This window comes from Paenibacillus sp. FSL K6-1122 (assembly GCF_037977015.1).
Taxonomy (GTDB): Bacteria; Bacillota; Bacilli; order Paenibacillales; family Paenibacillaceae; genus Paenibacillus; species Paenibacillus amylolyticus.
Genome location: NZ_CP150272.1, coordinates 5,369,095 through 5,393,507, shown reverse-complemented (window position 1 = coordinate 5,393,507; position 24,413 = coordinate 5,369,095). Strand labels below are relative to the sequence as shown.

Annotated in this window: 30 protein-coding genes; 28 read left to right on the top strand and 2 right to left on the bottom strand. The window is 43.1% G+C overall.

Translation table 11 applies throughout. The annotated features are described in order from the left end of the window. Window positions 1-26: 26 nt before the first annotated feature. The 10 genes from NSQ20_RS24205 (at window position 27) to NSQ20_RS24160 (ending at window position 5,649) form a co-directional block, all read left to right on the top strand. Complete coding sequence (locus tag NSQ20_RS24205) at window positions 27-476, top strand: GNAT family N-acetyltransferase (RefSeq protein ID WP_076319955.1); 450 nt, start codon at window positions 27-29, stop codon at window positions 474-476. 16 nt (window positions 477-492) lie between these two features. After that, window positions 493-921: a GNAT family N-acetyltransferase gene (locus NSQ20_RS24200; RefSeq protein ID WP_076319905.1), complete on the top strand. Its 429-nt coding sequence runs from the start codon at window positions 493-495 to the stop codon at window positions 919-921. Window positions 922-962: 41 nt separating this feature from the next. Then, on the top strand, window positions 963-1,664 hold the full coding sequence (locus NSQ20_RS24195; RefSeq protein ID WP_340031036.1) for a DUF1361 domain-containing protein: 702 nt from the start codon (window positions 963-965) through the stop codon (window positions 1,662-1,664). 38 nt (window positions 1,665-1,702) lie between these two features. Further along, window positions 1,703-2,332 carry a hypothetical protein gene (locus tag NSQ20_RS24190; protein ID WP_340031035.1) on the top strand — a complete coding sequence of 210 codons (630 nt, stop codon included), beginning with the start codon at window positions 1,703-1,705 and terminating at the stop codon, window positions 2,330-2,332. Continuing rightward, window positions 2,329-2,676: a hypothetical protein gene (locus NSQ20_RS24185; RefSeq protein WP_245838411.1), complete on the top strand. Its 348-nt coding sequence runs from the start codon at window positions 2,329-2,331 to the stop codon at window positions 2,674-2,676. The genes NSQ20_RS24190 and NSQ20_RS24185 overlap by 4 nt, the downstream gene beginning before the upstream one ends. 76 nt (window positions 2,677-2,752) lie before the next feature. Then, window positions 2,753-3,697, top strand: a complete 945-nt coding sequence (locus NSQ20_RS24180) for a GNAT family N-acetyltransferase (RefSeq protein WP_076329121.1) — start codon at window positions 2,753-2,755, stop codon at window positions 3,695-3,697. Continuing rightward, the gene (locus NSQ20_RS24175; RefSeq protein WP_340031034.1) at window positions 3,694-4,434 is read left to right on the top strand and encodes a metallophosphoesterase family protein; all 741 of its coding nucleotides are present in this window, start codon (window positions 3,694-3,696) and stop codon (window positions 4,432-4,434) included. The genes NSQ20_RS24180 and NSQ20_RS24175 overlap by 4 nt, the downstream gene beginning before the upstream one ends. 34 nt (window positions 4,435-4,468) lie before the next feature. Beyond that, window positions 4,469-4,618, top strand: a complete 150-nt coding sequence (locus tag NSQ20_RS24170; RefSeq protein WP_164783341.1) for a hypothetical protein — start codon at window positions 4,469-4,471, stop codon at window positions 4,616-4,618. Window positions 4,619-4,635: 17 nt separating this feature from the next. Then, window positions 4,636-5,094 (top strand): NUDIX pyrophosphatase, encoded by a 459-nt coding sequence (locus tag NSQ20_RS24165; protein ID WP_076329120.1) that lies wholly within the window; start codon window positions 4,636-4,638, stop codon window positions 5,092-5,094. Between the two features lie 27 nt (window positions 5,095-5,121). Then, complete coding sequence (locus NSQ20_RS24160; RefSeq protein ID WP_076329119.1) at window positions 5,122-5,649, top strand: DinB family protein; 528 nt, start codon at window positions 5,122-5,124, stop codon at window positions 5,647-5,649. A 67-nt stretch (window positions 5,650-5,716) separates the two neighbouring features. On the opposite strand, the gene NSQ20_RS24155 is transcribed toward NSQ20_RS24160, so the two are convergent. Next, the gene (locus NSQ20_RS24155; RefSeq protein WP_076329118.1) at window positions 5,717-6,622 is read right to left on the bottom strand and encodes an ArsR family transcriptional regulator; all 906 of its coding nucleotides are present in this window, start codon (window positions 6,620-6,622) and stop codon (window positions 5,717-5,719) included. Between the two features lie 180 nt (window positions 6,623-6,802). Here NSQ20_RS24155 and NSQ20_RS24150 point away from each other — a divergent pair, with 180 nt between their 5' ends. The 13 genes from NSQ20_RS24150 (at window position 6,803) to NSQ20_RS24090 (ending at window position 16,612) form a co-directional block, all read left to right on the top strand. Continuing rightward, window positions 6,803-8,293 (top strand): glycoside hydrolase family 43 protein, encoded by a 1,491-nt coding sequence (locus NSQ20_RS24150; RefSeq protein ID WP_076329117.1) that lies wholly within the window; start codon window positions 6,803-6,805, stop codon window positions 8,291-8,293. A gap of 71 nt (window positions 8,294-8,364) precedes the next feature. Beyond that, on the top strand, window positions 8,365-8,964 hold the full coding sequence (locus NSQ20_RS24145; protein WP_143760333.1) for a hypothetical protein: 600 nt from the start codon (window positions 8,365-8,367) through the stop codon (window positions 8,962-8,964). A 100-nt stretch (window positions 8,965-9,064) separates the two neighbouring features. Next, a complete protein-coding gene (locus NSQ20_RS24140) occupies window positions 9,065-9,610 on the top strand; it encodes a GrpB family protein (protein ID WP_340031033.1) in 546 nt (181 codons plus the stop codon). Window positions 9,611-9,915: 305 nt separating this feature from the next. After that, entirely contained in the window at window positions 9,916-10,074 is a 159-nt protein-coding gene (locus NSQ20_RS24135) for a hypothetical protein (RefSeq protein WP_218641006.1), read from the top strand. Between the two features lie 30 nt (window positions 10,075-10,104). Beyond that, a complete protein-coding gene (locus NSQ20_RS24130; protein WP_076329114.1) occupies window positions 10,105-10,626 on the top strand; it encodes a cysteine hydrolase family protein in 522 nt (173 codons plus the stop codon). Next, window positions 10,626-11,108 carry a hypothetical protein gene (locus tag NSQ20_RS24125; protein ID WP_076329113.1) on the top strand — a complete coding sequence of 161 codons (483 nt, stop codon included), beginning with the start codon at window positions 10,626-10,628 and terminating at the stop codon, window positions 11,106-11,108. Before NSQ20_RS24130 ends, NSQ20_RS24125 begins: the two co-directional genes overlap by 1 nt. Window positions 11,109-11,677: 569 nt before the next feature. After that, a complete protein-coding gene (locus tag NSQ20_RS24120) occupies window positions 11,678-12,157 on the top strand; it encodes a DinB family protein (RefSeq protein ID WP_076329111.1) in 480 nt (159 codons plus the stop codon). 42 nt (window positions 12,158-12,199) lie between these two features. After that, the gene (locus tag NSQ20_RS24115) at window positions 12,200-12,628 is read left to right on the top strand and encodes a GNAT family N-acetyltransferase (protein ID WP_179086557.1); all 429 of its coding nucleotides are present in this window, start codon (window positions 12,200-12,202) and stop codon (window positions 12,626-12,628) included. 33 nt (window positions 12,629-12,661) lie between these two features. Then, complete coding sequence (locus NSQ20_RS24110) at window positions 12,662-13,534, top strand: aminoglycoside phosphotransferase family protein (protein WP_076329109.1); 873 nt, start codon at window positions 12,662-12,664, stop codon at window positions 13,532-13,534. 135 nt (window positions 13,535-13,669) lie between these two features. Next, the gene (locus NSQ20_RS24105) at window positions 13,670-14,017 is read left to right on the top strand and encodes a hypothetical protein (protein WP_083677505.1); all 348 of its coding nucleotides are present in this window, start codon (window positions 13,670-13,672) and stop codon (window positions 14,015-14,017) included. 238 nt (window positions 14,018-14,255) lie between these two features. Then, the gene (locus NSQ20_RS24100) at window positions 14,256-15,257 is read left to right on the top strand and encodes an endo-1,4-beta-xylanase (RefSeq protein ID WP_076329108.1); all 1,002 of its coding nucleotides are present in this window, start codon (window positions 14,256-14,258) and stop codon (window positions 15,255-15,257) included. A 200-nt stretch (window positions 15,258-15,457) separates the two neighbouring features. After that, the gene (locus tag NSQ20_RS24095; RefSeq protein WP_179086556.1) at window positions 15,458-15,628 is read left to right on the top strand and encodes a hypothetical protein; all 171 of its coding nucleotides are present in this window, start codon (window positions 15,458-15,460) and stop codon (window positions 15,626-15,628) included. Between the two features lie 165 nt (window positions 15,629-15,793). Further along, window positions 15,794-16,612: a purine-nucleoside phosphorylase gene (locus NSQ20_RS24090; RefSeq protein WP_036617166.1), complete on the top strand. Its 819-nt coding sequence runs from the start codon at window positions 15,794-15,796 to the stop codon at window positions 16,610-16,612. A gap of 119 nt (window positions 16,613-16,731) precedes the next feature. Here NSQ20_RS24090 and NSQ20_RS24085 read toward each other — a convergent pair whose 3' ends face one another. Then, window positions 16,732-17,808 carry a LacI family DNA-binding transcriptional regulator gene (locus NSQ20_RS24085; protein ID WP_076329107.1) on the bottom strand — a complete coding sequence of 359 codons (1,077 nt, stop codon included), beginning with the start codon at window positions 17,806-17,808 and terminating at the stop codon, window positions 16,732-16,734. Window positions 17,809-18,348: 540 nt separating this feature from the next. Here NSQ20_RS24085 and NSQ20_RS24080 point away from each other — a divergent pair. From NSQ20_RS24080 to NSQ20_RS24060, 5 genes are read left to right on the top strand one after another with little or no spacing between them, the layout of a single operon-like run. Then, window positions 18,349-19,209, top strand: coding sequence for an ABC transporter permease subunit (locus NSQ20_RS24080; protein ID WP_223200008.1), 861 nt, complete (start codon window positions 18,349-18,351; stop codon window positions 19,207-19,209). Window positions 19,210-19,225: 16 nt separating this feature from the next. Continuing rightward, window positions 19,226-20,107 carry a carbohydrate ABC transporter permease gene (locus tag NSQ20_RS24075; protein ID WP_036617174.1) on the top strand — a complete coding sequence of 294 codons (882 nt, stop codon included), beginning with the start codon at window positions 19,226-19,228 and terminating at the stop codon, window positions 20,105-20,107. 55 nt (window positions 20,108-20,162) lie between these two features. Further along, the gene (locus tag NSQ20_RS24070) at window positions 20,163-21,770 is read left to right on the top strand and encodes an ABC transporter substrate-binding protein (protein ID WP_143781475.1); all 1,608 of its coding nucleotides are present in this window, start codon (window positions 20,163-20,165) and stop codon (window positions 21,768-21,770) included. Between the two features lie 25 nt (window positions 21,771-21,795). After that, entirely contained in the window at window positions 21,796-23,268 is a 1,473-nt protein-coding gene (locus NSQ20_RS24065) for a glycoside hydrolase family 32 protein (RefSeq protein WP_076329105.1), read from the top strand. Window positions 23,269-23,295: 27 nt separating this feature from the next. Further along, a complete protein-coding gene (locus NSQ20_RS24060) occupies window positions 23,296-24,195 on the top strand; it encodes an ROK family protein (protein ID WP_076329104.1) in 900 nt (299 codons plus the stop codon). The last annotated feature ends 218 nt before the right edge of the window (window positions 24,196-24,413 follow it).

The window sequence follows — 24,413 nt, the reverse complement described above, 5'->3', positions numbered from 1 at the left end:
AGCTGCAAGGAGAGAGGATTGTGGGTATGGAGCAAGTGACGTTACGACCTATAACCAAAGAAAATGAACTTGAGTGCATCCACCTTAAACCACGGGAAGATCAGCTGGATTTGGTCGCAAGCAATGCGGATTCATTGATTCATGCAACGAAGGAAATTACGTCCAAACCGTACGGCATTTTGGCAGAGGATCAGATGGTCGGTTTTATTTTATTTGATAACGAGATCTACAATGACGGATATTACTGGATTCTGCGCTTCATGATTGACGAGAAGTACCAGGGGAAGGGTTACGGTAAACTTGCCATTCAAGAAGTGGTTTGTATGTTGCAAGAGAGAAGTGACTGCCAGCAGATCAGGGTATCCCATGTTCCACATAACATTGCGGCAAATGCGCTGTACAAACGTTGCGGATTTCAGGACACGGGTGAATTCGAGGACAACGGTGATATCATTTTAAGTTATCAAGTGAGGTAACAGGGGGGGAAGCTTGATGATAAGAGAGGCAGAAGCTAGAGATGCAGCGGTTATTGAAAGGCTGTATACAGAATTATTGCCAAACAACTTAAACACGAAGGTACTGGCAGAACGGATTGAAGAGGTTCGGAATAATCCAAACAGTTTCTTGTTTGTGTATGAAATGGGTGATCAGGTAATTGGCACGGCTCATTTACATATTTGTCTGGATGCTTTGGTGGAAAATAGACCATTCGGCGTAGTTGAACGGGTTATCATTACGGAACATGTGCAGAGCAAGGGATATGGGTCTGAATTGATGAAACATATAGAGCATGTATGTGTGCAGAAAAATTGTATGAAGGTGTTTCTAACCAGCGGATCATCCAGAAACGAAGCACATCACTTTTATACGAAATTGGGGTACAACGGAGAATCCAGCAAGGCATTTAAAAAGTATTTATAACTTATAACATTCATCAAGGAAAAGGAAGTAGAAGCAAAGAAATGAAAGATAACAAACATCCAGTTCAAGATCTCCGACTCATCGTTACCTTGCTCGTGGCTACTTTATGTTGTCTAGGTGTTGTGATGTATTTACGTGCCCAATCAGATACAAATATGTATCGATTTTTAAGTTGGGATATGTTCCTGGCATGGGTACCATTTATCATCTCATCCTGCATTAGATACATATTCAATAAGAAATTAACCACAACGAGCATGATATGTATGGGGCTGATGTGTGGAGTATGGCTCTTTTTTCTGCCCAATGCGGCCTACCTTTTTACGGAGATTCTGCATTCATTCAGATATTTTGATGCTCAAGGGGAGGTTAGATTTTGGGTTAATATTGATTTTTGGTATGGACTCACCCTGACGTTTGCCGTAGCGATCATCGGATTGCTGCTCTCAACTTGTTCAATCATTCAAATCCATGGCATGTTAAACAAATTAATAAATAAGTACATTAGCATGATGGTTGTCGGTGTTATTTTGCTATTGAGCAGTATAGGGGTTTACATTGGTAGATTTAATCGGTGGAATTCGTGGGATGTATTATCCCGACCTGGGAAGATCTTTGTGGATCTTGTGAATGATTTTAATGCAGCTAATAGCATAATGGTTGAGTTTGTCGCCATTGTATTTACGGTTCAACTTTTTGGCTACGTTATCGTATCTTTGCTAACCGCAAGGTCGGGCAACTAATTATTCCTTTGAAAGGGTAAAAGGGGCAATATCACACGATGGGTAATCTTAACTTTATCGATAAAATTCCTCACATTAGTGAATGCAAACAGATTCTAAAGGCAGCAGCTATGCTGGATGCCATTTTGATGCCGGAATGGGAGTACAGGTATTACTCGTATAATTCCCAGTGGGACACGAATGAGCAAATGGCATCCATGAGAGATGGGCAAGGAGATCATTATTTTGCAATATTCAGTCCGAATGGGCTGATTATTAAAGGCTTTGATAAAGAGTATACACTTCAGCATAAGGTTGATAGCAGTGAGGTGGTAAAAAGCGTTCCAGAAGCATTTAATACTTTTGTGGTAGAGCCGGCATTTGTAATGGATCAGACGACGTTCTGTATCTGGAGTGTGGCGGATCAGGAAGGGTGGTCTGCGGGCACGGAGCTTGGGGATCATGAATACGAACTGTTAGAGATTTTGGTAGGCGGCGCGAAATATTATCATGCTTGGGCACAGGATTACTACGAGATAACGTTGGATATCAAACTGGTTGAACAGGTATTTGATATGAAGCCGATCGATGAGGTCTTACTACAGCAATTAAATGATGAACTGAAATTAAGTGATATCGAAGGTGAAATTGCAGAAATTGGATACCCGGATAAGGATATGAAGGTATGAAATCAATAACACAGGAAATTACGGAAGAATTATTGGCTGTGATGGATATGTACCAGAGAATCGCGGGGCAATTAATCGACCAATTGATATTGGAAACCGATCAGCCTGATCGGGCGGAAATTCTCGAAGGTGCGTACCATTTGCTGTCCAATGCGGATGTAATCCATGGAGAAGAAGAATTAACGGGAAACTGGTATTTTGATGTTCACGGTGAGCACTGTATGTTCAAGAATACAAAAACAGGGCAGACAATAGAGGTTTTCCTTGGTAGTCTTCGTATTTCGAGAATCCGTTTAAGGACATGTTGGATTTCTTCGAACGTATGGAGACAGAGCATGTGTTAATTCATGTTCACGGGGTGGCGTATAGAAAGGTTCATTAATTGCTGTACATGTAATTAAAACTGAGGAGGAATTACGTATGGGTTTAACTGAGTGGTCTACAGATATTCTTCAATATGATCTGTCGGATGAATATTCGATTCGCAAAGCTGATTTTGCCGAATGGGGATTATATTGCACGGTTTATTATGATATGCGTTATGTCGGATTTTTCAGGGAAGAAGAGTTCAGTTCTTCCAAGATCAGTGCGTACTGGATTTACAAGGGGGAAAACAAAATAGGTGGCGTGAGAATGGAGCCTAACCGGATGTATCATTTGTTTTTTATCCCGCCATTCCAGCAGTGCTTTGAGGTATTGAAACTTCTGAAGGATAAATTAATGCAGTGGTCCGATCGCACCAAACGCATTCTGACCTTTGAGATTCTTCCAGACCAAGTTGATCTATACGCAAGAGCTGGATTCTGGCCAGTGGAGTTCAGATGTCGCTGGATGCAGCGGCCTACAGATCATTTTGAAGTCGAATGGGACAGCAGGGTAACCGTGAAGAGTCCAGAGATTATTGAAAGTGAAACCGGCACCAGAAAATATGTGAATGAAGATGAAATTGCTCAGTGTGACCTGGAAAGTTTTGCAGGAAGTCTTGAAGCTACACGAAGAAAACATACCACGCTTGCAGATTTTATTCCAAGTGATGATCCTAATTATACCAATGAAATTCTGACTCAAGCCTCCACGCTTGTATATGATAAGGAAACGGGACAGCTTATTGCCAACTGTCGTCTTTGTCTGCAGGATAATCAGGCTGCTGTATATAGCATAGGGGTTCGGCCGGCATATAGAGGAAGAGGGCTTGCTACACTGATGTTACAGAGAGCTTTGAATGCGCTTAAGGGTCAGTATCCTGTGCTACGATTGTATGTGATGCAAGGAAATGATGCGGAGTCCGTGTATCTGAATCTGGGCTTTATTCCGGGTGTGCAGGAGATTCAGACGATGTATATTCCTGAGGATGAATCACAATGAAGGTTGCCATCTTAACCGATATTCATGGGAATTTTCCTGCGCTTCAAGCGGTATTGGTTGATATCGATTCCAGAGGAGACATTGAGCATACATTTTGTTTGGGGGATATGATCGGTATTGGCCCGTACTCCAATGAAGTGATCGAGATGTTGTACAGCCGCGAAAATATGATAGCGATTTCGGGGAATAACGAAGAGGCCGTATTGAGTTTGCTTCAAAATAAGGGTCCATTAGAAGGGCACAAAGGCATGGCCGAGCATCACGAATGGATTGGTCGGCATTTGAGTGCAGAATCGATCAAGAAAATTCAAGCTCTACCGAAATTCGTTGAAAAAGAGGTAGAAGGACATCGGTTCCTTTTGACTCACTATCATATGAACAACGACAAGTTGGATGTCATCGATAAAGAACCATCCGGGACCAAATTGGACGCGAAGTATCAGGGGACGGCCCATGATTTGGTTTGTTTTGGTCATTATCATATTCTTCATTATTATAAGACAGATCAAAGAGTATATATGAATCCGGGCGCTCTAGGCTGTAACGATCTTGCCATAGCTAGATATGGCATTGTGGATCTCCAAGAGGGCAAAGTGGACGTGAAATTCATTGGAGTACCATATGACAACAGGGAGTATCTGCAATCGTATGAACGGTTGAACGTTCCGGATCGGGCTTTCATTTTGAAGGCATTCCATGGCAATCAGTTGGAGAGAGAGGATAGTGAACGTTCGTAGCAATGTGCTGCTACTTTGGAAAGGAGAGATATACATGGGAATGATCATTATGTTGGTGGTGTATCTGTTCCTCGGTATTTATGTTGTGAAAGTTGGAATAGATAACTCAAAAAATAGCCAGCACACCAAAGAAATATTATCAGAGTTAAGGGAGATTAAGGAACTGTTGAAAGAACGAGGGTAAAGAGGAGGGATGTACTTGTGTCTCGAGCACCATTTCAAATATTAGTTTTTCCTTATATCAGGTTGAAAGATTCAAATGATTATGCATACGCTATCTTTCGAAGATCAAGAGAAGGTTACTGGCAGGGCATAGCTGGGGGAGGGGAAGATGAAGAAAAACCATTAGAAGCAGCTATGAGAGAAGCATTTGAAGAGGCGGGAATCCCTTTAAATAGTAAATACAGGAGTCTTAATTCAAGATCGACTCACTCCGTGGTAGATGTGGTTGGTTATTTTATGTGGGGACCTGATACATTTGTTATTCCTGAGTATTGCTTTGGAGTAGAACTAGATGAAATGGATCTGTCTTCATCCAATGAGCACTCAGAATATAAATGGGTGGCTTATGAAGAAGCTCGTGAAATACTTAAATGGGATAGTAATAGAGTAGCAATCTGGGAATTGAATCAAAGACTGATCAGAGAGTCATCGAAATAGACATGTATTCAAGCGAGGAAGGATGCTATGATTTACGATCTACAAGGTGAAGCCATTATGGAACCTATTGTTGGAATGTTATTTTCTGCAGTAAGAGAGAATAGTGAGCGACTTAAATCGATTACTGAGGGGATGTCGCAAGAAGAGGTAGATTACAAAGGGGAAAAGAACCAGTTTAATAGTACTGCTCAATTAATACGACATATTACGTTTGTTGATATGAATTGGGTTTATAGAATAAAGGGAGTTGTCCTTCCGCAGTCATTAATAGAGCAATATGGTCCCATGACTGATGAAAATAATAGACTTCCGCTGGTTCAAGATGTGTCACGTGACACACTTATCTCTCAATATGAGGGTGTATTAACCCTTCTGAAAGAAACATGCACACAAGTAGCAGATGCTGACCTAGATCGAGTAGTTACTTTTGGACATCAGAACGAAAAGCAAGCTACGGTACGTTGGGGATTATGGCATATGGCTGACCATAACCGTTATCATCAAGCTCATATTAATCAGCTAAGAAAGTGGTTTCAAACACAGAATGATTGCTAACAGATAGACAGGTTATTTTTCTAAATGTCAGATCTGATGATATCACCACCTCCCCTCAGCGGTTACTTCAGATCTGAAGTACACGTATAACAATATCCTGATCATGGTTACCAAAACCGGCACCATAGATCGTTAATCCCCCTACGTTGGGGCTTTCTTCGTCAACCGTGAAACGTAGCGTCCAGAATGGTTCGCCTAGTTTGACATCTTTGAGAGTAATGTCTGACATCCACTCACCATCCATATAGGTACCGGAACCATCAATACGAATGGTCTTTAATAATCCATACTGATTCACATTACGATGCCACCATTCCGGCGTATATTTGCCGCGTGCTGCTCTGCCAAAGTCGGCAGGGCTTGTCCACGTTCCAAGAGAAATGCCATTGAAGGTGAAACGAATATCGGAAGGCCAATGATCCCGTAAACCCGGAGCTTCAGACGCCAGTTCCATCGATATTTCAATAGCATCGGTTGTCTGGTCGGGAAGTACAAAGTTAGGTGTTTTATATTCTACATAACCTTTCCCAAACCACAGGATAGCGGCGTGTACCCGCTCAGGATCAAGGAAGTAACGTGGATCGTCCCATACGCCGATTTCTTTCTCGAGTGTTCCTAGACCACAGGTAGGGTGAATATCAAAAGCAGTATAGTGTCCAACGGCTATCGTCTGTTCTCTGGTTCGTGAAGTTTGGCTTGGGGATGGCAGCTCGATCTCAATCTGATTTTGCTTGAGGTAACATAATTTGTGCGTCCCTCCGTTGATCCGAACTCGCCTGCTCCCAATTAGAACCGCATCCTCCAGTTTGCGAATATGCATCGTGACAATGGAGGGGCTAAGCTCTAATGCTGCGGCAATATCCTTCACGTTCATTTCGCGATCTGCAATCATGTCCATGATTCTCCATCTGACTTCACTTGCTAGCGCCTCATATAAAGGAAGGAACTGGGGCTCCCGATTTGCTTTGATCATCTGTACAACTCCCTATCCTCAATCTTCTAAAATCATATATATATTAATTTAATAAAATTAACTCCAAGATGCAATTCAGATTCATTGCAAGTTTACACCCGATGGTGTTTAATTTTTGTAGTTGTTACAAAGTTGAATTCTTATATTTGTGAATTTTATAATAAGAGATGGAGTGGAGTAATGAAATACAATAACCCTGTTGTAAAAGGTTTTTATCCAGACCCTAGTGTGATTAAGGTGCACGATACATACTATATGGTGTGCAGTTCTTTTCAATATTTTCCGGGCGTACCGCTCTTTGAAAGCAAGGATCTGCTCAATTGGAAGCAGATTGGTCACTGCCTGACTCGTAAAAGCCAGATTCAGCTCGAGACGGTGAACAGCTCCGGGGGTGTATTTGCCCCAACCATCAGGCATAATGACGGGCGTTTTTATATGGTCACAACGAATGATACGACACATCAGAATTTCTATGTCTGGACGGACGATATTTACGGAGAATGGTCTGAGCCTATTTATGTGGATCAAGGTGGGATTGATCCCGATTTGTATTTTGAAGATGGAAAAACCTTATTTATGAGTAATGGCGTGGATGATGAAGGCGTTGGCGGAATTGTCCAGTGTGAGCTTGAGATTGAAACTGGCCGCAAACTGACCCCGAGTCGTTCGATATGGAACGGAACAGGTGGACGATATCTGGAAAGCCCGCATCTCTATAAAATGAACGGTTATTATTACCTGCTTGCAGCCGAAGGCGGCACGGAGTATGGTCACATGGTTACGTATGCTCGGAGCACTTCTTCTTCGGGACCGTTCGAAGCCTATGCGCACAATCCGGTTCTAACCAACCGTAATCTGGGCGGGTATGAGCTCCAGGGTGTGGGGCATGGTGATCTGGTTCAGGATGATCTGGGGAACTGGTGGCTTTTCCACTTGGGATTCCGACAGATCGGCAGATGGGCTACATACCATCATCTGGGCCGAGAAGTATTTCTTACTCCAATTACGTTTGGTGAAGACGGATGGTTTACAGCCGGGCATGAAGGCACAACACTGACGAGTTTTGAGACCAATCGTATTCCTGAAACGGTGATCCAGCAGGATAAGAAGAATTACACGTTTGAAAATACAGACTGGAACCTCGACTGGTGTTATCTTCGTCATCCAAATACAGAGTATTATCAGCTCGAATCAGATAAGCTTACGCTAACAGGAACCGATGTAACGCTGGACGTTCCGGCATCCCCAACGTTCATTGGGTTACGTCAAAAAGACTTTAATGCTACGATTTCTGTCGATGTTAGTCTGACGAGTGGAGAAGCCGGGATCACGATCTACATGGATGAGAATCATCATTATGAAGTGGCTATTCGTCAGGAGCAGGACGGTTATAAGGTGATCGAGCGTCTAAATATCGGTGATATCAAATCGAGAGAACATGAAGTGGATCTGGGAAATAAACAGCATGCAACGCTGGTGATCCGCTCAAACCAAGAACGCTACAGTTTCCTGTTTCAAACAGATGGTGAAGAGATTCTGCTAGGCACGGCACAGACGAGATACCTATCCTCGGAGGTGGCAGGAGGTTTTACAGGCGTACTCATTGGGTTATACGCGAGTGGGCAAGATACTTCAGCTGAGTTTACAAATTTCAAGTGTGATTATCATTAAGAAGTTAAGGGAAGGGCCTAAGGGTCCTTCTCTTTTTTTTAATTTGTGTCAAAATATAGATATATTAATAAATGCCAATAGAAGAGAGTGATTTAAACTTGCAAGTACATTATAAAATGCCAGAATCCTTAGTAGACATCGTTCGAATAGATAAGAAATTACGTGAACAACATGTTGGAACCATCGACGATTATATGGGTTTTTATATTAGTTTTAACAATGATGATGATAGATACTATTGTACGCCAGATGATGCCATCATATTTGGAAGAACAGGGGCAGATGGTGACCATTTTGCTTTTTTCACGTTCAACAGATCCATTAGTGATTTGGAAGAAGCGCCTATTATCTTTATTCAACCTACGGCATTTGGGAATCAAGTAACGTTAGTGGCCAGAAACCTTAAGGATTTTATAGCATTATTTATTAATCTTAAAGAAATTTATGTGTTGGAAAGATTTCGGTTTTATAAGAATAAATTAGATTTTACGAATGACTATAACGATAATTATATGGAAGATATAAAGATGCGAGAGAGTGATAATCATTTAATTATTGAACTGCTAAAGGAGAATATAAAAGGAATAGCAGAAATTGATGATGTATACGAATACATTATTGAATCCAGAAAACAAATAGAACTCGGAATAAATAATGATGACTTCGGATGATCTCTCTATTGAGTCTTTAAAATAGTCTGAATGTAACAAAAGGTCAAAAGAACGTGTTATTTAATTATATAGCTTGATTGGATAACCAAGGAGGAGTTGTATGGAGGATCAATGGAGAATTGCAAAGTATGATCCGAAATGGGGTGATTTGTTTCTCGAAACGGGTTCGAAATTAAGAGAAGCGTTAGGAGAAAAGGCTGTGCGGATTGACCATGTTGGGTCCACTTCAATTGTTGGTATAGATGCCAAACCCATCATAGATATACAAATATCTGTTTCCCAGTATGAAAATTTGTTGGACTACAAACGTGAGATCGAAACAGTAGGTTTTGTATTTAGAGCAGAAAATCCAGATAAGACTAAACGTTACTTTCGTGAAGAACCCGGAAACAGAAGGATACATATTCACGTTAGACAAGTAGGCAGTTTCTCCGAGCGGATGACCTTGCTGTTCAGAGACTATTTAAGGGAGCATCCAGAAGATTGTTTGAACTATGCAGAAGAAAAGCACAGACTCATGTCATTGTATAAAGATGAGCGTCCCAAATATGTTGAAGGAAAAGGACCAATGGTGTGGAGCATATTACAGAGAGCACATCGTTGGTCTCAAGAAATCGAATGGCAGCCGGCAAAATCTGACGCATGAGCACATCCAATGAATAGAGATAACTGTATTGGAGTGATGAGATGAACATGGGAAGAAAGCTGATGACAACCGTTCTAACCATCATTTGTTTTACTTTGGCTGCAAGTCTCATATCGATGAATGAAACCTACAGTTTTGATTTATACATTCTTATTTATCCGATATACGCGACTCCCTTGATCCTGTTGATCGGGCTACCTTTATCGATATTGTTAGACTATCTGCTCAGCCGAATACAATTCCCTAATCATGTGTTGTATCTAAGTACGAGGATATTAGGCTATGCATGTGCTGGAGTTTTAGGCATGTATATTTATTATGTGGTCATGGGCGCAGGAGAAGCAATCTTGGATTTCAAAGAGACGTTAGTTCTGACCTTATTCGGCGTTCTTGCTGCTATTCTATTTGTACTGATTGATATGGGATTGGAAGTTTTGTTAAAGGTACGAAGAAAAAAGAGTTGAATTAAATTGATTTGTCAGGAGGAAAGCAAGATGACAACGCATTGTGCACTTCTAATCATTGACGTACAGGTAGCGATGTTTGATGAAGCAGATCCCGTATATCAGGGGGAACGATTGCTTCAGAAGATCCAGGTGTTAATTGCCAGGGCCCGTGAAGCAGGGCATTCCATCATATATATCCAGCACAGCGAAGGGGCAGGCAGTCCACTGGAACGAGGAACACCGGGGTGGGATATCCATCCGTCCATTGCACCTATAGCTGGTGACCTTGTTATCGAAAAAGAGACACCGGATTCGTTTCACAAAACCGATCTGCATCTGAAATTGCAAGATAATGGCGTGAAGGAGTTAGTCCTTACGGGAATTCAGACCGAGGTATGTGTAGACACGACATGCCGCAGAGCGTACAGTCTGGGATACACGGTCAATCTGGTTCAAGATGCGCACAGCACATGGAATTCAAAGACGCTTCAAGCAGAGCAGATCATTGCACATCACAATACGGTACTGAGACTGTTTGCCAACGTGGTGGATATGGAGAATGCGCTGTAATGCTAGGAAAACGTAGGCGATTCTGGTTTTTCATAGGTGCGGCAATCATGTTTCTGTATTTTCTAATCACGAGTAACCCTGATCCAAATAAGCCGATTTCAAGAAATCAAGTGATAAACACAGAGATGAGCATAGTCGTGTACACCAGGACAGGCGATGGTAGAGCACACGTTAGCATTGACAATGTTACGTTAAGTAAAGAAGACATTAGCCGTATAGTCGGCTGGCTGAATGCAGCCCCGGAATCAGCCAAAATACCAGTAGATGATGTCATAGGAAGTATTAGTGCGGGAATTGCTTTGAAATTAAAGCATAACGCTAAAGTTACGATTCAATACAATCGGAAACAGATTGTTGTATCCACAAAAAGCAGATTTAATAGAGATTCGAAATATATACTTGATCAAAAGGACTTAAGAGACTTTATGGATCAAAAGTTGAAAGGCACGTATTTTGGTGAAGATACCGTTAGTGTTGAATAAGGGGGAGATGTATTGACGATTAACAAAAGAATAATGAATCTATCAGCCTGGCTTGCTGTATTAGCAATCCTATGTATACCCGGAACTTTACATACTGAAGATGGACCGTTCCGAACAGAGTATGGTTTCCCGCTCCGATTCTTTACGGATTATCATTATGCTAATTCTGAGGGAACAATCTGGTTTATATCTGGCATCTATTTAAATGTACTTCTATATTTGTTCAATGTCCTGTTTATTTATGCAGGTATTCATGTAATCTTGTATATAAAAAAGAAATTAACTAAATAAATTCAACAGAATATTTACACGAAACGGAGAGGACAGAAAAAACCTGAAGAAGCGAAGTGTTCGCCTAAAAGCTTTCTGAAAGAAAGCTGCATCGGAAGCATAGGCTTATCCCCGGAGTTTCCCATTATAAAATGAATCAAAAAACTCTGGGGATAACAGCGATTGGAAGGTTGTTCTGTCATCGGAGTGGTAAGTGTAAACATTCGGAGGATACCTTTGCCAATACAGAATTGATCAAATCTCTCTGAAAAATATAGCCGATAAAGGGGAATATACCAATGGAAACATTCTTTCGTTATAACTGGATGGTGCGTGAGCAATGGTATGTGTGGTGTGAAGATGTACCGCTTGAAGAATTGCTTCGGCCTCGCACGGGCGGAGTAGGCAACATATTACAAACATTATTTCATATCATTGATGTAGAGTGGAGCTGGCTTCAGTTGCTTCAGGGCAAACCGGATGATGCAGAAGATTTTGCGAACTACCAGAATCTTGAGGCGGTAAGGCGACTCGATCGCAAGTTACGTCCTAATGTGGAGGCATTGGTTACAGCATGGGATTCGAGTATGGAAAAAAGAGCTTTTATTGATTATCGCTCAGCTGGCAAGACCAGTACATATTCATGGGGAGAAGTTATGCGACATGTGATCGCCCATGAGATTCACCATATGGGACAGCTGTCGGTATGGGCCAGAGAATTGGGCAAACAGCCAGTATCCGCCAATGTCATTGGCAAAGGCCTGATTATACCTGACTAACAGGGAGAGAGCGGCATGACATGAATGAACGGAGGAGAAGTGATGATTCATTGCAGGAGAGCTACGATTCAGGATGGCGAAGTGATGAGTCAATTATCCCATCAACTGGGTTATGTCAGCACAACTGAAGAAATCAAGGAGAGACTAACTCTTCTCTCTTCCTTACCAGACCATTATGTATGTGTGGCTGAGATTGATTCGAGGGTCGTAGGCTGGGGCCATGTACAGGGAAGACATTCCATTGAGAGTCCATCTTTTGCCGAGATTGGTGGACTAGTTGTGGATGGGATTCATCAAGGGATGGGGATTGGTAAGATAATCATGAGCGAATGCGAGGAGTGGGCTCGGGTTAACGGCTTTGATAACATTCGGGTACGTTGTAACGGAAAAAGGGAATCTGCACATCGGTTTTATATAGCTATCGGATATGAAGAGAAGAAATGGCAGAAGGTATTTGATAAACGATTATAATCTAATCTTGTGTATCATGGAAGGAGGAGACCGATGACGATTCAACTTAGCCAGGTGAATTGGGTAGAACTAGATGAACGTATTCAGCAGGTGATTAAACAGGAGTATCAGAGCATTCCCTTGTCACCTGGACTAGAAGCAACTGTGATGAAAATCGAAATGGGAGATCAGCGGTACGTCTTGAAAGTCTGGGACAAGGATTCTAAACCGGATATCGCCAAACAATATCGACTATTGTCCAAGCTTTATCAAAGTGGAATTCGTGTTTCCAAACCCTACGGTTGGGGATTAGACGAGCAAGAGAATCAAGTGCTATTAACAAGCTATGACGGAAAGCCGGTTACCCAATTGACACAAACCAAACTGACACATTTGGCTGAGCGATTAATGGAGGTCCATCGTTATCCGGTGAATGAAGTAGGTACTGGAGAAGATGAAGAATACATATTCAGGTACGATTTTGTTCAATACTTTTTTCCTCAAATTGAATTACATGACGATATAAATGATCTTCTGGCAAACTTGATCCAGCAGGTCCAGATCAGACAGGATCGCTTGATTCATGGCGATTATAATCTGGGAAACATTCTTGAGATGGATGACCATTACACCATCATCGATTGGACTAATGGGCAATATGGTGATCCAAGGTACGATATGGCATGGTCTGTGTTTCTGATCACCGTCTATAATGGGGAAAGTTATGGCGAGATGTATCGCGCTCAATTTGCACGTTCTGCAAGTTATACGTACACGCTGGAAGAGGAGCAGGTTTTTGAAGCTGTAGCTTGTCTTCGCTGGATTCTGTTAAAGCGCGTTGGGGATGTCCCCATGGGGCCAGATGTAATGGAAAGGGTTCACAACATGGCTGTCCATAATCCGTATTTGAATGAACATCTGCTGTAATCGTAATACGGGGATACACAATGACGACAGTATACGATTAAGTAATAGAAAGACCACTTTTTTTAAATAAAATAAACAGTCAGTCCTAAACTAGCGATCCTCGCATACCTATGATAGTAGAGGAGCGTGATTGATATGGAGCAGAAAGTGCAAACTTACTTTGAACTGAAACAGCAGCAAAAAGATATTGAGCAGCAGTTGTGTGTACTACGAGATGAGATTGTCGCGTATTGTACAGAACAAGGGGTCTATGAGACGCAGGTTGGTGGTTACACCGTGAAAACAGTGCTTCAAAACCGGAAGGAATACGATGATCAGAAGCTGTATGCTTCTCTTCCAGACCCGGACATCTGGCGATTGTTGTCCAAGGTAGACAGCCATAAGCTGAAAAGCCTGATCAAGCTGAACATTCTGTCCGAGGAACAAATTAACCCGGCATGCACAGTGAAACAGGTGACCTTGTTACAGGTGGACAAGCTGTAAGGCTTCATATCCTCTTTGTATATGAGTTGAATTTAATTGAACAGCCCGATCACAAACACCTTCTAAGAAATGATCTGTTGCGATGAGCAGTGGAACATACGTGGAGGTGTTTTTGTTGTGTAAACAGGGCCCGGGATCATAAATAGTTAAATATGAGGGGGAAGAAGTATAATTTGTTCATTGTAAGCGTATTCAACAAACGATATGATGGATAAAAAATGGCAGGGAGGAATTGTAAATGCCAACTGAAATTCCATCACTACATGCTGCGTACGCTAATACGTTTAAAATAGGTGCTGCTGTACATACCAGAATGTTGCAGTCCGAAGGAGATTTCATTGCCAAACACTTCAATAGTATCACGGCTGAAAATCAGATGAAATTCGAAGAAATTCACCCGGAAGAGGATCGTTATTCATTTGAGGCGGCGGATAAAATTGTTGATTTTGCTGTTGCCCAAGGGATTGGGGTTCGCGGACATACTTTGGTCTGGCATAATCAAACATCGAAATGGGTCTTTGAGGATACCTCAGGTGCTCCCGCTTCCAGAGAGCTGTTATTATCTCGCTTGAAGCAACATATTGATACGGTAGTAGGTCGGTATAAGGGGCAAATATATGCGTGGGATGTCGTCAATGAAGCTGTTGAAGATAAGACCGACCTGTTCATGCGGGACACGAAGTGGTTAGAGCTGGTGGGGGAAGATTATTTGCTGCAAGCGTTCAGTATGGCTCATGAAGCTGATCCAAATGCTCTTCTTTTCTATAATGACTACAATGAGACGGATCCGGTCAAGCGGGAGAAGATCTACAATCTGGTTCGGTCTTTGCTGGACAAGGGAGCGCCTGTACACGGGATTGGGTTGCAGGGGCATTGGAATATTCATGGTCCTTCAATTGAGGAGATCCGAATGGCTATTGAGCGTTATGCTTCACTGGATGTGCAGTTGCATGTTACGGAGCTGGATATGTCCGTGTTTCGTCATGAGGATCGTCGAACGGACCTCACCGCGCCAACTTCAGAGATGGGTGAGCTACAGGAGCGTCGATATGAAGAAATCTTTAATTTGTTCCGTGAGTATAAATCATCCATTACCTCTGTGACGTTCTGGGGAGTAGCGGACAATTATACATGGTTAGACCATTTCCCGGTACGCGGACGCAAAAATTGGCCCTTTGTTTTTGATCAGCAGTTGCAACCTAAGGAATCATTTTGGCGTATCATTAACCCTATGTCCTGAACATCAGGGAAGTGGAGAGAATCGGTCACGATGTGGCCGATTTTTTGCTGTAGTCAATATAGATTATACAGTGCGGCTATCTCGTGCGTGATTGAGGCGTTGATTTGTGTGGATGATAAAAAAATATGGTACTAAATGGAATTTTGTGATAGGGTTGAAGAAATGGCGAACCAAATTCTTTCCTGAAAAGAGATGAGAAGATGGATTACATCCGAAACTATTTAATTACTTTTGCCGGAAATTTTGCATTTAGTTATTATATCTTTGAAGAAGGTACTTTTGCCAAACCGCTGATGTTTGCAACATTGATGCTGTTACTGATCATGACAATCGATTACATGAAAAGTAGAAACAAATATACATTGGAATAGGGTATGTCCATGTTTTAAACGATTCTGGAGCATAGGGTCGTTTTTTTTATTGTATATAGAACAGCTTCCATTTACATCATGACCATTGTTCATTACACTTGATGAGTAACACCTCATTAACTCAGTTTTTGTTAACTCAATTCAGATCATCAGGAGGATATCATTATGCATCAATCCGCACATATTCAGGAAGCAAGAGATTACATATTAAACCGAATCCATACCAAACCTGCCGTAGGCATGATTCTGGGTTCGGGACTGGGAGCGCTCGCGGACGAGATTGAAAATGCGACCGTTATTCCGTATACAGATATTCCGTATTTCGCTCAATCGGAGGCTATCGGTCATGCCAATGAATTGGTTATTGGTGAACTGATGGGCAAAACGGTTGTAGCGATGAAAGGCCGCCTTCATTATTATGAAGGTTTTACATTGGACGAAGTGACTTTCCCCGTTCGGATCATGAAGGCGCTGGGTGTCGAGCAATTGCTTATCACCAATGCCTGCGGAGCCATCAACACAAGCTTTGAGCCGGGTCAACTGATGCTCATTACAGATCATATTAACCTTGTAGGCAATAACCCGTTGATGGGGCCGAATAACGCCGAACTGGGTGTTCGTTTCCCAGACGTATCACAGGTATACAATCGTGAACTGCGCAGTATTGCCCTTAAGGTTGCAGAAGAGCAGAATGTTGGCTTGCAGCAAGGTGTCTATGCATGGTGGAGTGGCCCGGCATATGAGACACCAGCGGAGATTCGCATGATTCGTACGATGGGTGCGGATGCAGTGGGGATGTCCACGGTACCTGAAGCCATTGTTGCCATTCATGGCGGTATGAAGGTACTGGGCATTTCCTGTCTGACCAACATGGCATGTGGTATTTTGGATCAGCCGTTAAGTCATGATGAAGTTATTGAAGTGGCTGCGCAAGTGAAAACAACCTTTATCGGACTTGTAAAAGGCATCTTGAAAGAGATCTAATCGCGAGATGATTTTTATTTAGGCCGCGATGGATAGGATAGAGTTTTCATCCAACCAAATCGAAACCACAAAAAAACGTATGCTTCACGAGCTGTTACTCGTGAGACATACGTTTTTTTTTATTTTGCAGAACTATGAACCATCTGAGAATGATCGGCCATGATTGCTGGTGTGGACTCCCTGATGATGGGTTTGGTCACAATGTGGGAGACCTGATACGGCTGTGTCGGGCTATTAATCCGGGATAACAGCATCTCCGCAGTCTTAATGCCCATCTCATTGCTATAAATATGAACCGTCGTTAATGCAGGCTCAATAATTCGAGATTGGGGTGCATTATCGAATCCGCATATCGCAATATCCTGTGGCACAGCGACATTTCTGTCTTTTAACGCTCTAATCAGATCAACTGCTATAAAGTCATTAGCGCATACGTAAGCGGAAGGTAGGGAGGCCAGCTCTGCCACTCGCTGGTTCAACCATCCTGGCTTGGAGAAACACAGGCGATCATTATCTACGATGCAATGGGACAGATCGACCTGCAACCCCGCCTCCAGCATAGCACGCTGATATCCAACCCATCGTTCATTAAAGCTCTTGCAGTGATTGTAATCCCCGACGAATCCGACACTTGTGTAGCCGCTCTCAATTAATTTTGTGGTTAACTGGTAGATGCTATGTTCATTCTCCATGAGTAGCAGATCTGCTTGGAATTCGGGATAACATATGTTGGAAGCGCAATCGATAAAGATGGTGGGGATGCCCAGATCGGTAATCAATTGTGTATATTCCAGATCAAATAATTCAATGCAAATGATGCCGTCCACTTTGGCTATATCAAAATTGTTGGGAAGTGTAAGTGTATCTTGATCGTCTTCACGCACGATATGAATCGAGAGATTGTATCCCTCCGCACTGATTCTTTTCTCCAGACCACTGATTAACAACGAACCAAAGTGAGATGTATTAGGCAGGTTTTCAGTTAACAGGGCGATATTGCCCGGAGCCTTGGTTAGAACATGCTCATTGTCCATATAGGCAAACTGTTTATATTTAAGTTCAATTGCTTTTTTAATTACACGATTTCGGGTCTCATCCGGGATGTTTCCGCTATCATTTAATGCTTTGGAAGCCGTATTCCTGGAGATCCCCAAAGCATCAGCGATGTCTTGTATCGTGACTTTTTCCTTTGCCATCTAATGCTTCACCTCTAATCCTCAATAGTCATCCATATTCTTCTCTAAGTCAAATGTATAATAGAACGGGACAAATAGCAATCTCTGTTTTACAAATGCACAATTACATTTACATTTAGATAGTCGAATTCTATTTTCATAATTGTTCCAGAAGTTTTGTTAATTAGTGTAACAATGATAATCTATTACAGTCATGATATAGAAATATCTATGCGGATATTAACGATTCAGCGCTGTATATATGCAAATTTAATCCTCTTTAGTTACATTAATGCAAAGGTGAAATGATCAAATGCACAAATATTTTTTTACAAAACGTATTGACTAAATCCGTTGAAACCTGATAAATTGTAAATTATCAAATAGGCAATTGTAAATATTGAAAGCCCTTACTGAAAACAATTGTCAACTTCTAGAATGAACGGGGGTATCGTGTTGGATAACATAGCCGACAGCAAAAAGGGCGAAGGAAGGGTACTGAAAGTGAGGACGACTAGCGGTCATAGGTTACAGCAGCTCAAAAAAAATTACTTTTTATATATGTTGCTTGCACCAGCCTTAATTTTGACTCTTATCTTCAAGTACATTCCGATGTACGGAGCCATCATTGCGTTTAAGGATTTCAGTCCGATCAAAGGCATCATGGGTAGTGATTGGGTAGGACTGAAGCATTTTGAGAAATTTATAGCTTCACCCAATTTCGATATCATTTTAATGAATACGCTTAAACTCAGCTTTTTGGGATTGATATTCAGTTTCCCGGTGCCTATTTTACTGGCACTCATGCTGAATCAGGTACGCAAAGCTGGCATCAAGAAAAATATTCAATTGTTTCTGTACGCACCCAATTTCATCTCGGTTGTTGTTGTTGTGGGTATGCTGTTCATCTTCCTCTCACCGACAGGGCCAATTAATCAATTAGCCACATGGATTACAGGTCAGCCGATCATGTTCATGTCTGAACCGGAATATTTCCGCTGGATCTACATTTTGTCCGATATCTGGACCGGAGCGGGCTGGGCTTCCATCATATACGTCGCGGCTTTGGCCAATGTTGATCCGGAGCTTCACAATGCGGCTAATCTGGATGGAGCGAATCTCCTTCAGCGTATTCGCCACATTGACCTTCCAACGATTCGTCCGATTATGGCCATCGTCTTTATCCTTGCAGCTGGCGGGATTATGTCCATTGGATTTGAGAAGGCCTATCTGATGCAGACGTCCATGAACCTGCCTTCCTCCGAGATTATTGCCACGTATGTCTACAAGGTGGGACTACAGTCTGGAGATTACGCTTATTCTGCGGCAGTTGGATTGTTCAACTCGGTTATCAATGTGATTTTGCTGGTGACGGTGAACCTGATTGTGAAGAAATTGAATGAAGGCGAAGGCCTCTATTAGGAAAGGAGTATTATCCATGGTTGTTAAACACACGGGAATGGATCGGTTGATCCTCACACTCAATGCCATCTTTCTCACCTGTGCTGTACTGGTTGTGGTTGTTCCCCTGATTTATATTGTTATCGCCTCATTCATGGACCCCACGGTGTTACTGAATCGTGGACTGTCCTTTAATGTATCGGACTGGAGTCTGGACGGATATCAGATGATTTTGTCCAATCCAGCCATGATCCGGGGGTTTGCAAATGCGGTATTGTACTCGGTTTCCTTTGCATTGATCACCGTGACCGTATCCATATTTGCAGGTTATGCATTGTCGGATGATAGGCTCGCGGGACGTGGATTTTTCATGATTATCTTTATCATTACGATGTTCTTCGGCGGGGGATTAATCCCTACTTATCTACTCATACGTAATCTCGGCATGCTTGATACGGTGTGGGCGATCATTATCCCTGGAGCCGTTAACGTCTGGAACATCATTCTCTCCAGAACCTTTTTCAAAGGAGTCCCTCGAGAACTGAAAGAAGCTGCTAACGTGGATGGCGCCTCTGAGATGAAGATTTTCTTCCAGATCGTCATTCCGTTGTCGAAACCGATCATTTTTGTACTCGCACTTTATGCGTTCGTTGGGCAATGGAATTCCTATTTTGATGCAATGATCTATCTCGATAATCCGAACCTGCATCCGTTACAGCTCGTTCTGCGTTCCATTCTGATTCAGAATCAGGCTGCACCGGGCATGATCAGTGATCAGCTCGCGATGGCAGAACTGAAACGGCTCTCCGAGATGATTAAATACTCAGCGATTGTCATTTCGAGTCTGCCACTCATCATCATGTACCCGTTTTTCCAGAAGTATTTCGAAAAAGGTGTCATGGTCGGTTCCCTCAAATAGTGAACAGCCTGCGATACAGTAAGTTGATCCAATCCAACTCATGGAGGTCATTATTATGAAAAAAGTAAACAAGTCCAGAAAAGCCGTTACAACGGCGTCCATTTCCATGTTATCTGCAATGCTCTTTTTAACCGCCTGTGGCGGAGGTGGAGGCGGCGCGGCAAGTGAGGCGCAATCCCCTGATGGCAAGGTGACATTGAATTTTATAACACAGAGCTCTCCGCTGGCTCCCGCTGATCCAAACGACAAGCTGATTAACAAGCGTCTCGAAGAGAAAACCAATGTGCATATCAACTGGAAGAACTATACGAGTGATGTGTTTGCAGAAAAAAGAAATCTGGCGGTTGCCAGCGGTGATTTGCCGGATGCCATTTTTGATGCAGGTTACGGGGATTATGATCTCCTGAAACTGGCGAAGGACGGGGCGATCATTCCACTTGAGGACATGATTGAACAACACATGCCCAATCTGAAAAAGGTGCTGGAGGAAGCTCCCGAATACAAGAGCATGATCACGGCTCCAGACGGACATATTTACTCATTCCCATGGATTGAAGAACTCGGAAGTGGCAAACAACGGATTCAGGCAGTGGATAACTTGCCCTGGATTAATGTGGAATGGCTGAACAAGCTTGGACTGAAGATGCCAACGACAACCGAAGAACTGAAAGAAGTATTGATCGCGTTCAAAACTCAAGATCCAAACGGCAACGGTAAGGCCGACGAAATTCCGTTATCTTTCATTAACAAACCGGGCGGAGAAGATCTGACATTTCTCTTTGCGGCATTTGGACTCGGAGAGAACTGGGATCATACCGTGGTAACCAATGATGGGAAAGTGGTCTTCACGGCAGCTGATGAAGGCTACAAGGAAGCGGTTAAATACATTCATGAGCTGGTTAAGGAAGGCCTCGTGGATGTCGAATCGTACCAGCAGGATTGGAACACGTATCTTGCGAAAGGCAAGGATAATAAGTACGGCATGTACTTCACATGGGATAAGGCTAACATTACAGGCATGAATGATACGTATGATGTTCTGCCTCCTGTTGCCGGGCCTAACGGAGAGGTCAATGTCACAAGAACAAACGGGATTGGGCTTGATCGTGGTCGCATGGTCATTACCAGCAGCAATAAAAACCTGGAATCTACAGCGAAGTGGGTAGACCAACTGTACGATCCGCTCCAATCTGTGCAGAACAACTGGGGTACCTATGGAGACGAGAGTCAGCAAAATATTTTTGAATTCGATGAAGCCAAAGGGATGCTGAAACATCTTCCACTGGAAGGATCTGCACCTGTGGAACTCAGACAAAAAACCAGTATCGCAGGACCATTGGCCATTCTCGACAGTTATTATGACAAATACACAACCAAACCGGAAGATGCGGCTTGGCGCATGGAACTTCTCGACAAGGTTATGGTTCCGCATATGAAAGCGGAGAACGTATATCCAAGTGTGTTCTTCTCCATTGATGAACTGGATCGATTGTCCACGATTGAGACCGATCTCTTCGCCTACGTGTTACGTCTGCGTACAGAATGGTATCAGAACGGGAAAATAGATCAGGAATGGGATGCTTACTTGAAAGAGTTGGATCGCCTTGGATTGCAAGAATGGCTACAGATTAAACAAGCGGGATATGACCGTAATAACAAATAAAGAAAAGTACGGAGGAGAAACCATAATGTCGACAATTCTTAAACAAGATTACAGAAATGAATACCATTTTTCACCAAAAGAGAAGTGGATGAACGACCCGAACGGCATGGTGTTTTTCAATGGGGAGTATCACTTGTTCTATCAGCATCACCCACATGGAACTACATGGGGCCCCATGCATTGGGGCCATGCAGTGAGCAGGGACCTGATCTCCTGGGAGGAACTACCAATAGCTTTACTCCCCGATGAGAATGGCACTATATTCTCGGGAAGTGCCGTAGTGGATTGGAATAATACGACCGGATTCTTTGAGGGTGAGCCAGGATTGGTTGCTATTTTCACCCATCATCTTGAAGTTAAAAACCAAGATGCCATACAAACCCAGAGTCTGGCGTATAGCAAAGACAACGGCAGAACCTGGACTAAGTACGAGGGTAATCCGGTATTAAAGCATGAGTCCTTTGTTGATTTCCGTGATCCCAAAGTGTTCTGGCATGAGCAGACCAAGGAGTGGGTTATGATTATCGCTTGTGGTCAAACGGTATGTCTGTATCGTTCTCCCAATCTGAAGGATTGGACGCTAGGAAGTGAATTTGGAGCCGGTATTGGTTCACACGATGGCGTGTGGGAATGCCCCGACCTGTTCCCGCTTGCAGTAGATGGAGATTCAGGGCAGGAGAAATGGGTGATGCTCGTTAGCATCGGTGCAGATCCTGCTTTTATTGAAGGCTCCAGAACACAATATTTTACCGGAGATTTTGATGGAACTACATTTGTCCCAGACGAGGCATCCCAGACGATTCGCTGGATTGATTATGGTCGGGATAACTACGCAGGAGTTAGTTGGTCTGACGTTCCTGAGGAAGATGGAAGACGCCTCATTATCGGCTGGATGAGCAACTGGATGTATGCCAACCAGACGCCAACCAATGATTACCGTGGAGCAATGACCATTGCCCGGGAGTTGACACTGGAGACAAGAGCGGGAGAAGTTATATTGATTCAACGTCCTGCACGTGAACTTGAGCAAGCCCGTACGCCAGTATTGTCCCTACAGGATGCTTCGATTCAGCAAGTGAGTGAGCAGTTGAACGCATTGCAACTCGTGAACTATGAGATCCATGCAGAGTGGGCTCAGGATCAGACGTTCCATTTTGCACTAAGAAGCGGCGCAGATCACGAAACGGTCGTTGGTGTAGACTCGATCCGAAGTGAAGTGTACGTTGATCGTAGTCGATCGGGCATCGGCAATTTTCATGAACTTTTCCTGAGCCGTCATACAGCTGAGTTAAAAGAAGTGGATGGAAATCAAAGTTTGCGTATCTTTGTAGATCATTCATCTGTGGAGGTATTTGCAAATGATGGTCAGGCGGTTATCACGGATCTGATCTATCCGGATGCGGATTGCCAAGGCATCTCTGCTCATGCAGAAAATACAGATCTGGTCTTCTCTTCACTTCATATCTATGAGATATCATCAACCAAGGCTAAAGGTTAATTGTAATGAAGGAAAGGAGCCCAAACGATGCGTATTGGAGCTATAGAAGCGGGCGGAACAAAGTTTGTATGTGGTGTAGGTAATGAGCATGGACAGATTGAAGATCGGGTCAGCTTTCCAACAGAACACCCGGAGACCACTCTTGCCAAGGTGATCGACTATTTCAGGGATAAAGATGTGGAAGCCATAGGGGTCGGCTCCTTTGGTCCGATTGATCTGCAACCGGATAGTCCCACCTATGGTTATATTACGACCACACCTAAGCCTAGGTGGGGAAACTGTAATGTGATTGGAACCTTGAAGCATGAATTTTCGGTTCCTTTTGGATGGGATACGGATGTGAATGCTGCCGCGCTCGGTGAAGTGACGTGGGGTGCGGCGCAAGGGCTGGATAACTGTGTATATTACACGATTGGCACAGGAGTTGGTGTCGGACTTGTGGCAGGGGGCAAACGAGTACACGGATTATTACATCCCGAGGGTGGACATATTCGCACAAGACGCCATCCAGACGACCACTTTGCCGGATTATGCCCGTATCATGGCGATTGTCTGGAGGGGATGGCAGCAGGTCCAGCCATTGAAGCTCGCTGGCAGATCCCTGGCAGTGAACTGCCGGCGGATCATCCGGCGTGGGAGATTGAGTCCTTTTACATTGCGGAGTCGATTACAACGGCCATCTTGCTTCATTCACCGCAGAAGATCATCTTGGGCGGTGGTGTGATGCAGCAAGATCATCTGTTTCCTATGATCCGGGAGCAGGTAGTGCGGAATCTCAATGGTTATGTAAATGCAGCCCCAATCACGCAACATATCGACCAATATATTGTGCAGCCCGGATTGGGCCAGCATGCAGGCCTATGTGGTGCGCTAGCATTGGGTCTGGAAGCATTACAACATGCAGCACAAGCTTCACATGTTTCATAGTTTTCTAAAATAATCTACATCCCAGAAGGGATGGCTGCGGGTTCGCTTATTGGTATAAGCAAGACTGCACCATCCTTTTTGGGCTTTTTTATTTTTTTTTGAGGAGTTCAATAGGTTTGAAAAATATAGTGCATTCTAAAATCCGATATTGCTCAAGTGAGCTGCCAAAGGTATGATTTTTAGTGTTCTATAGTGCGATATGACATTCAAAAATTAAC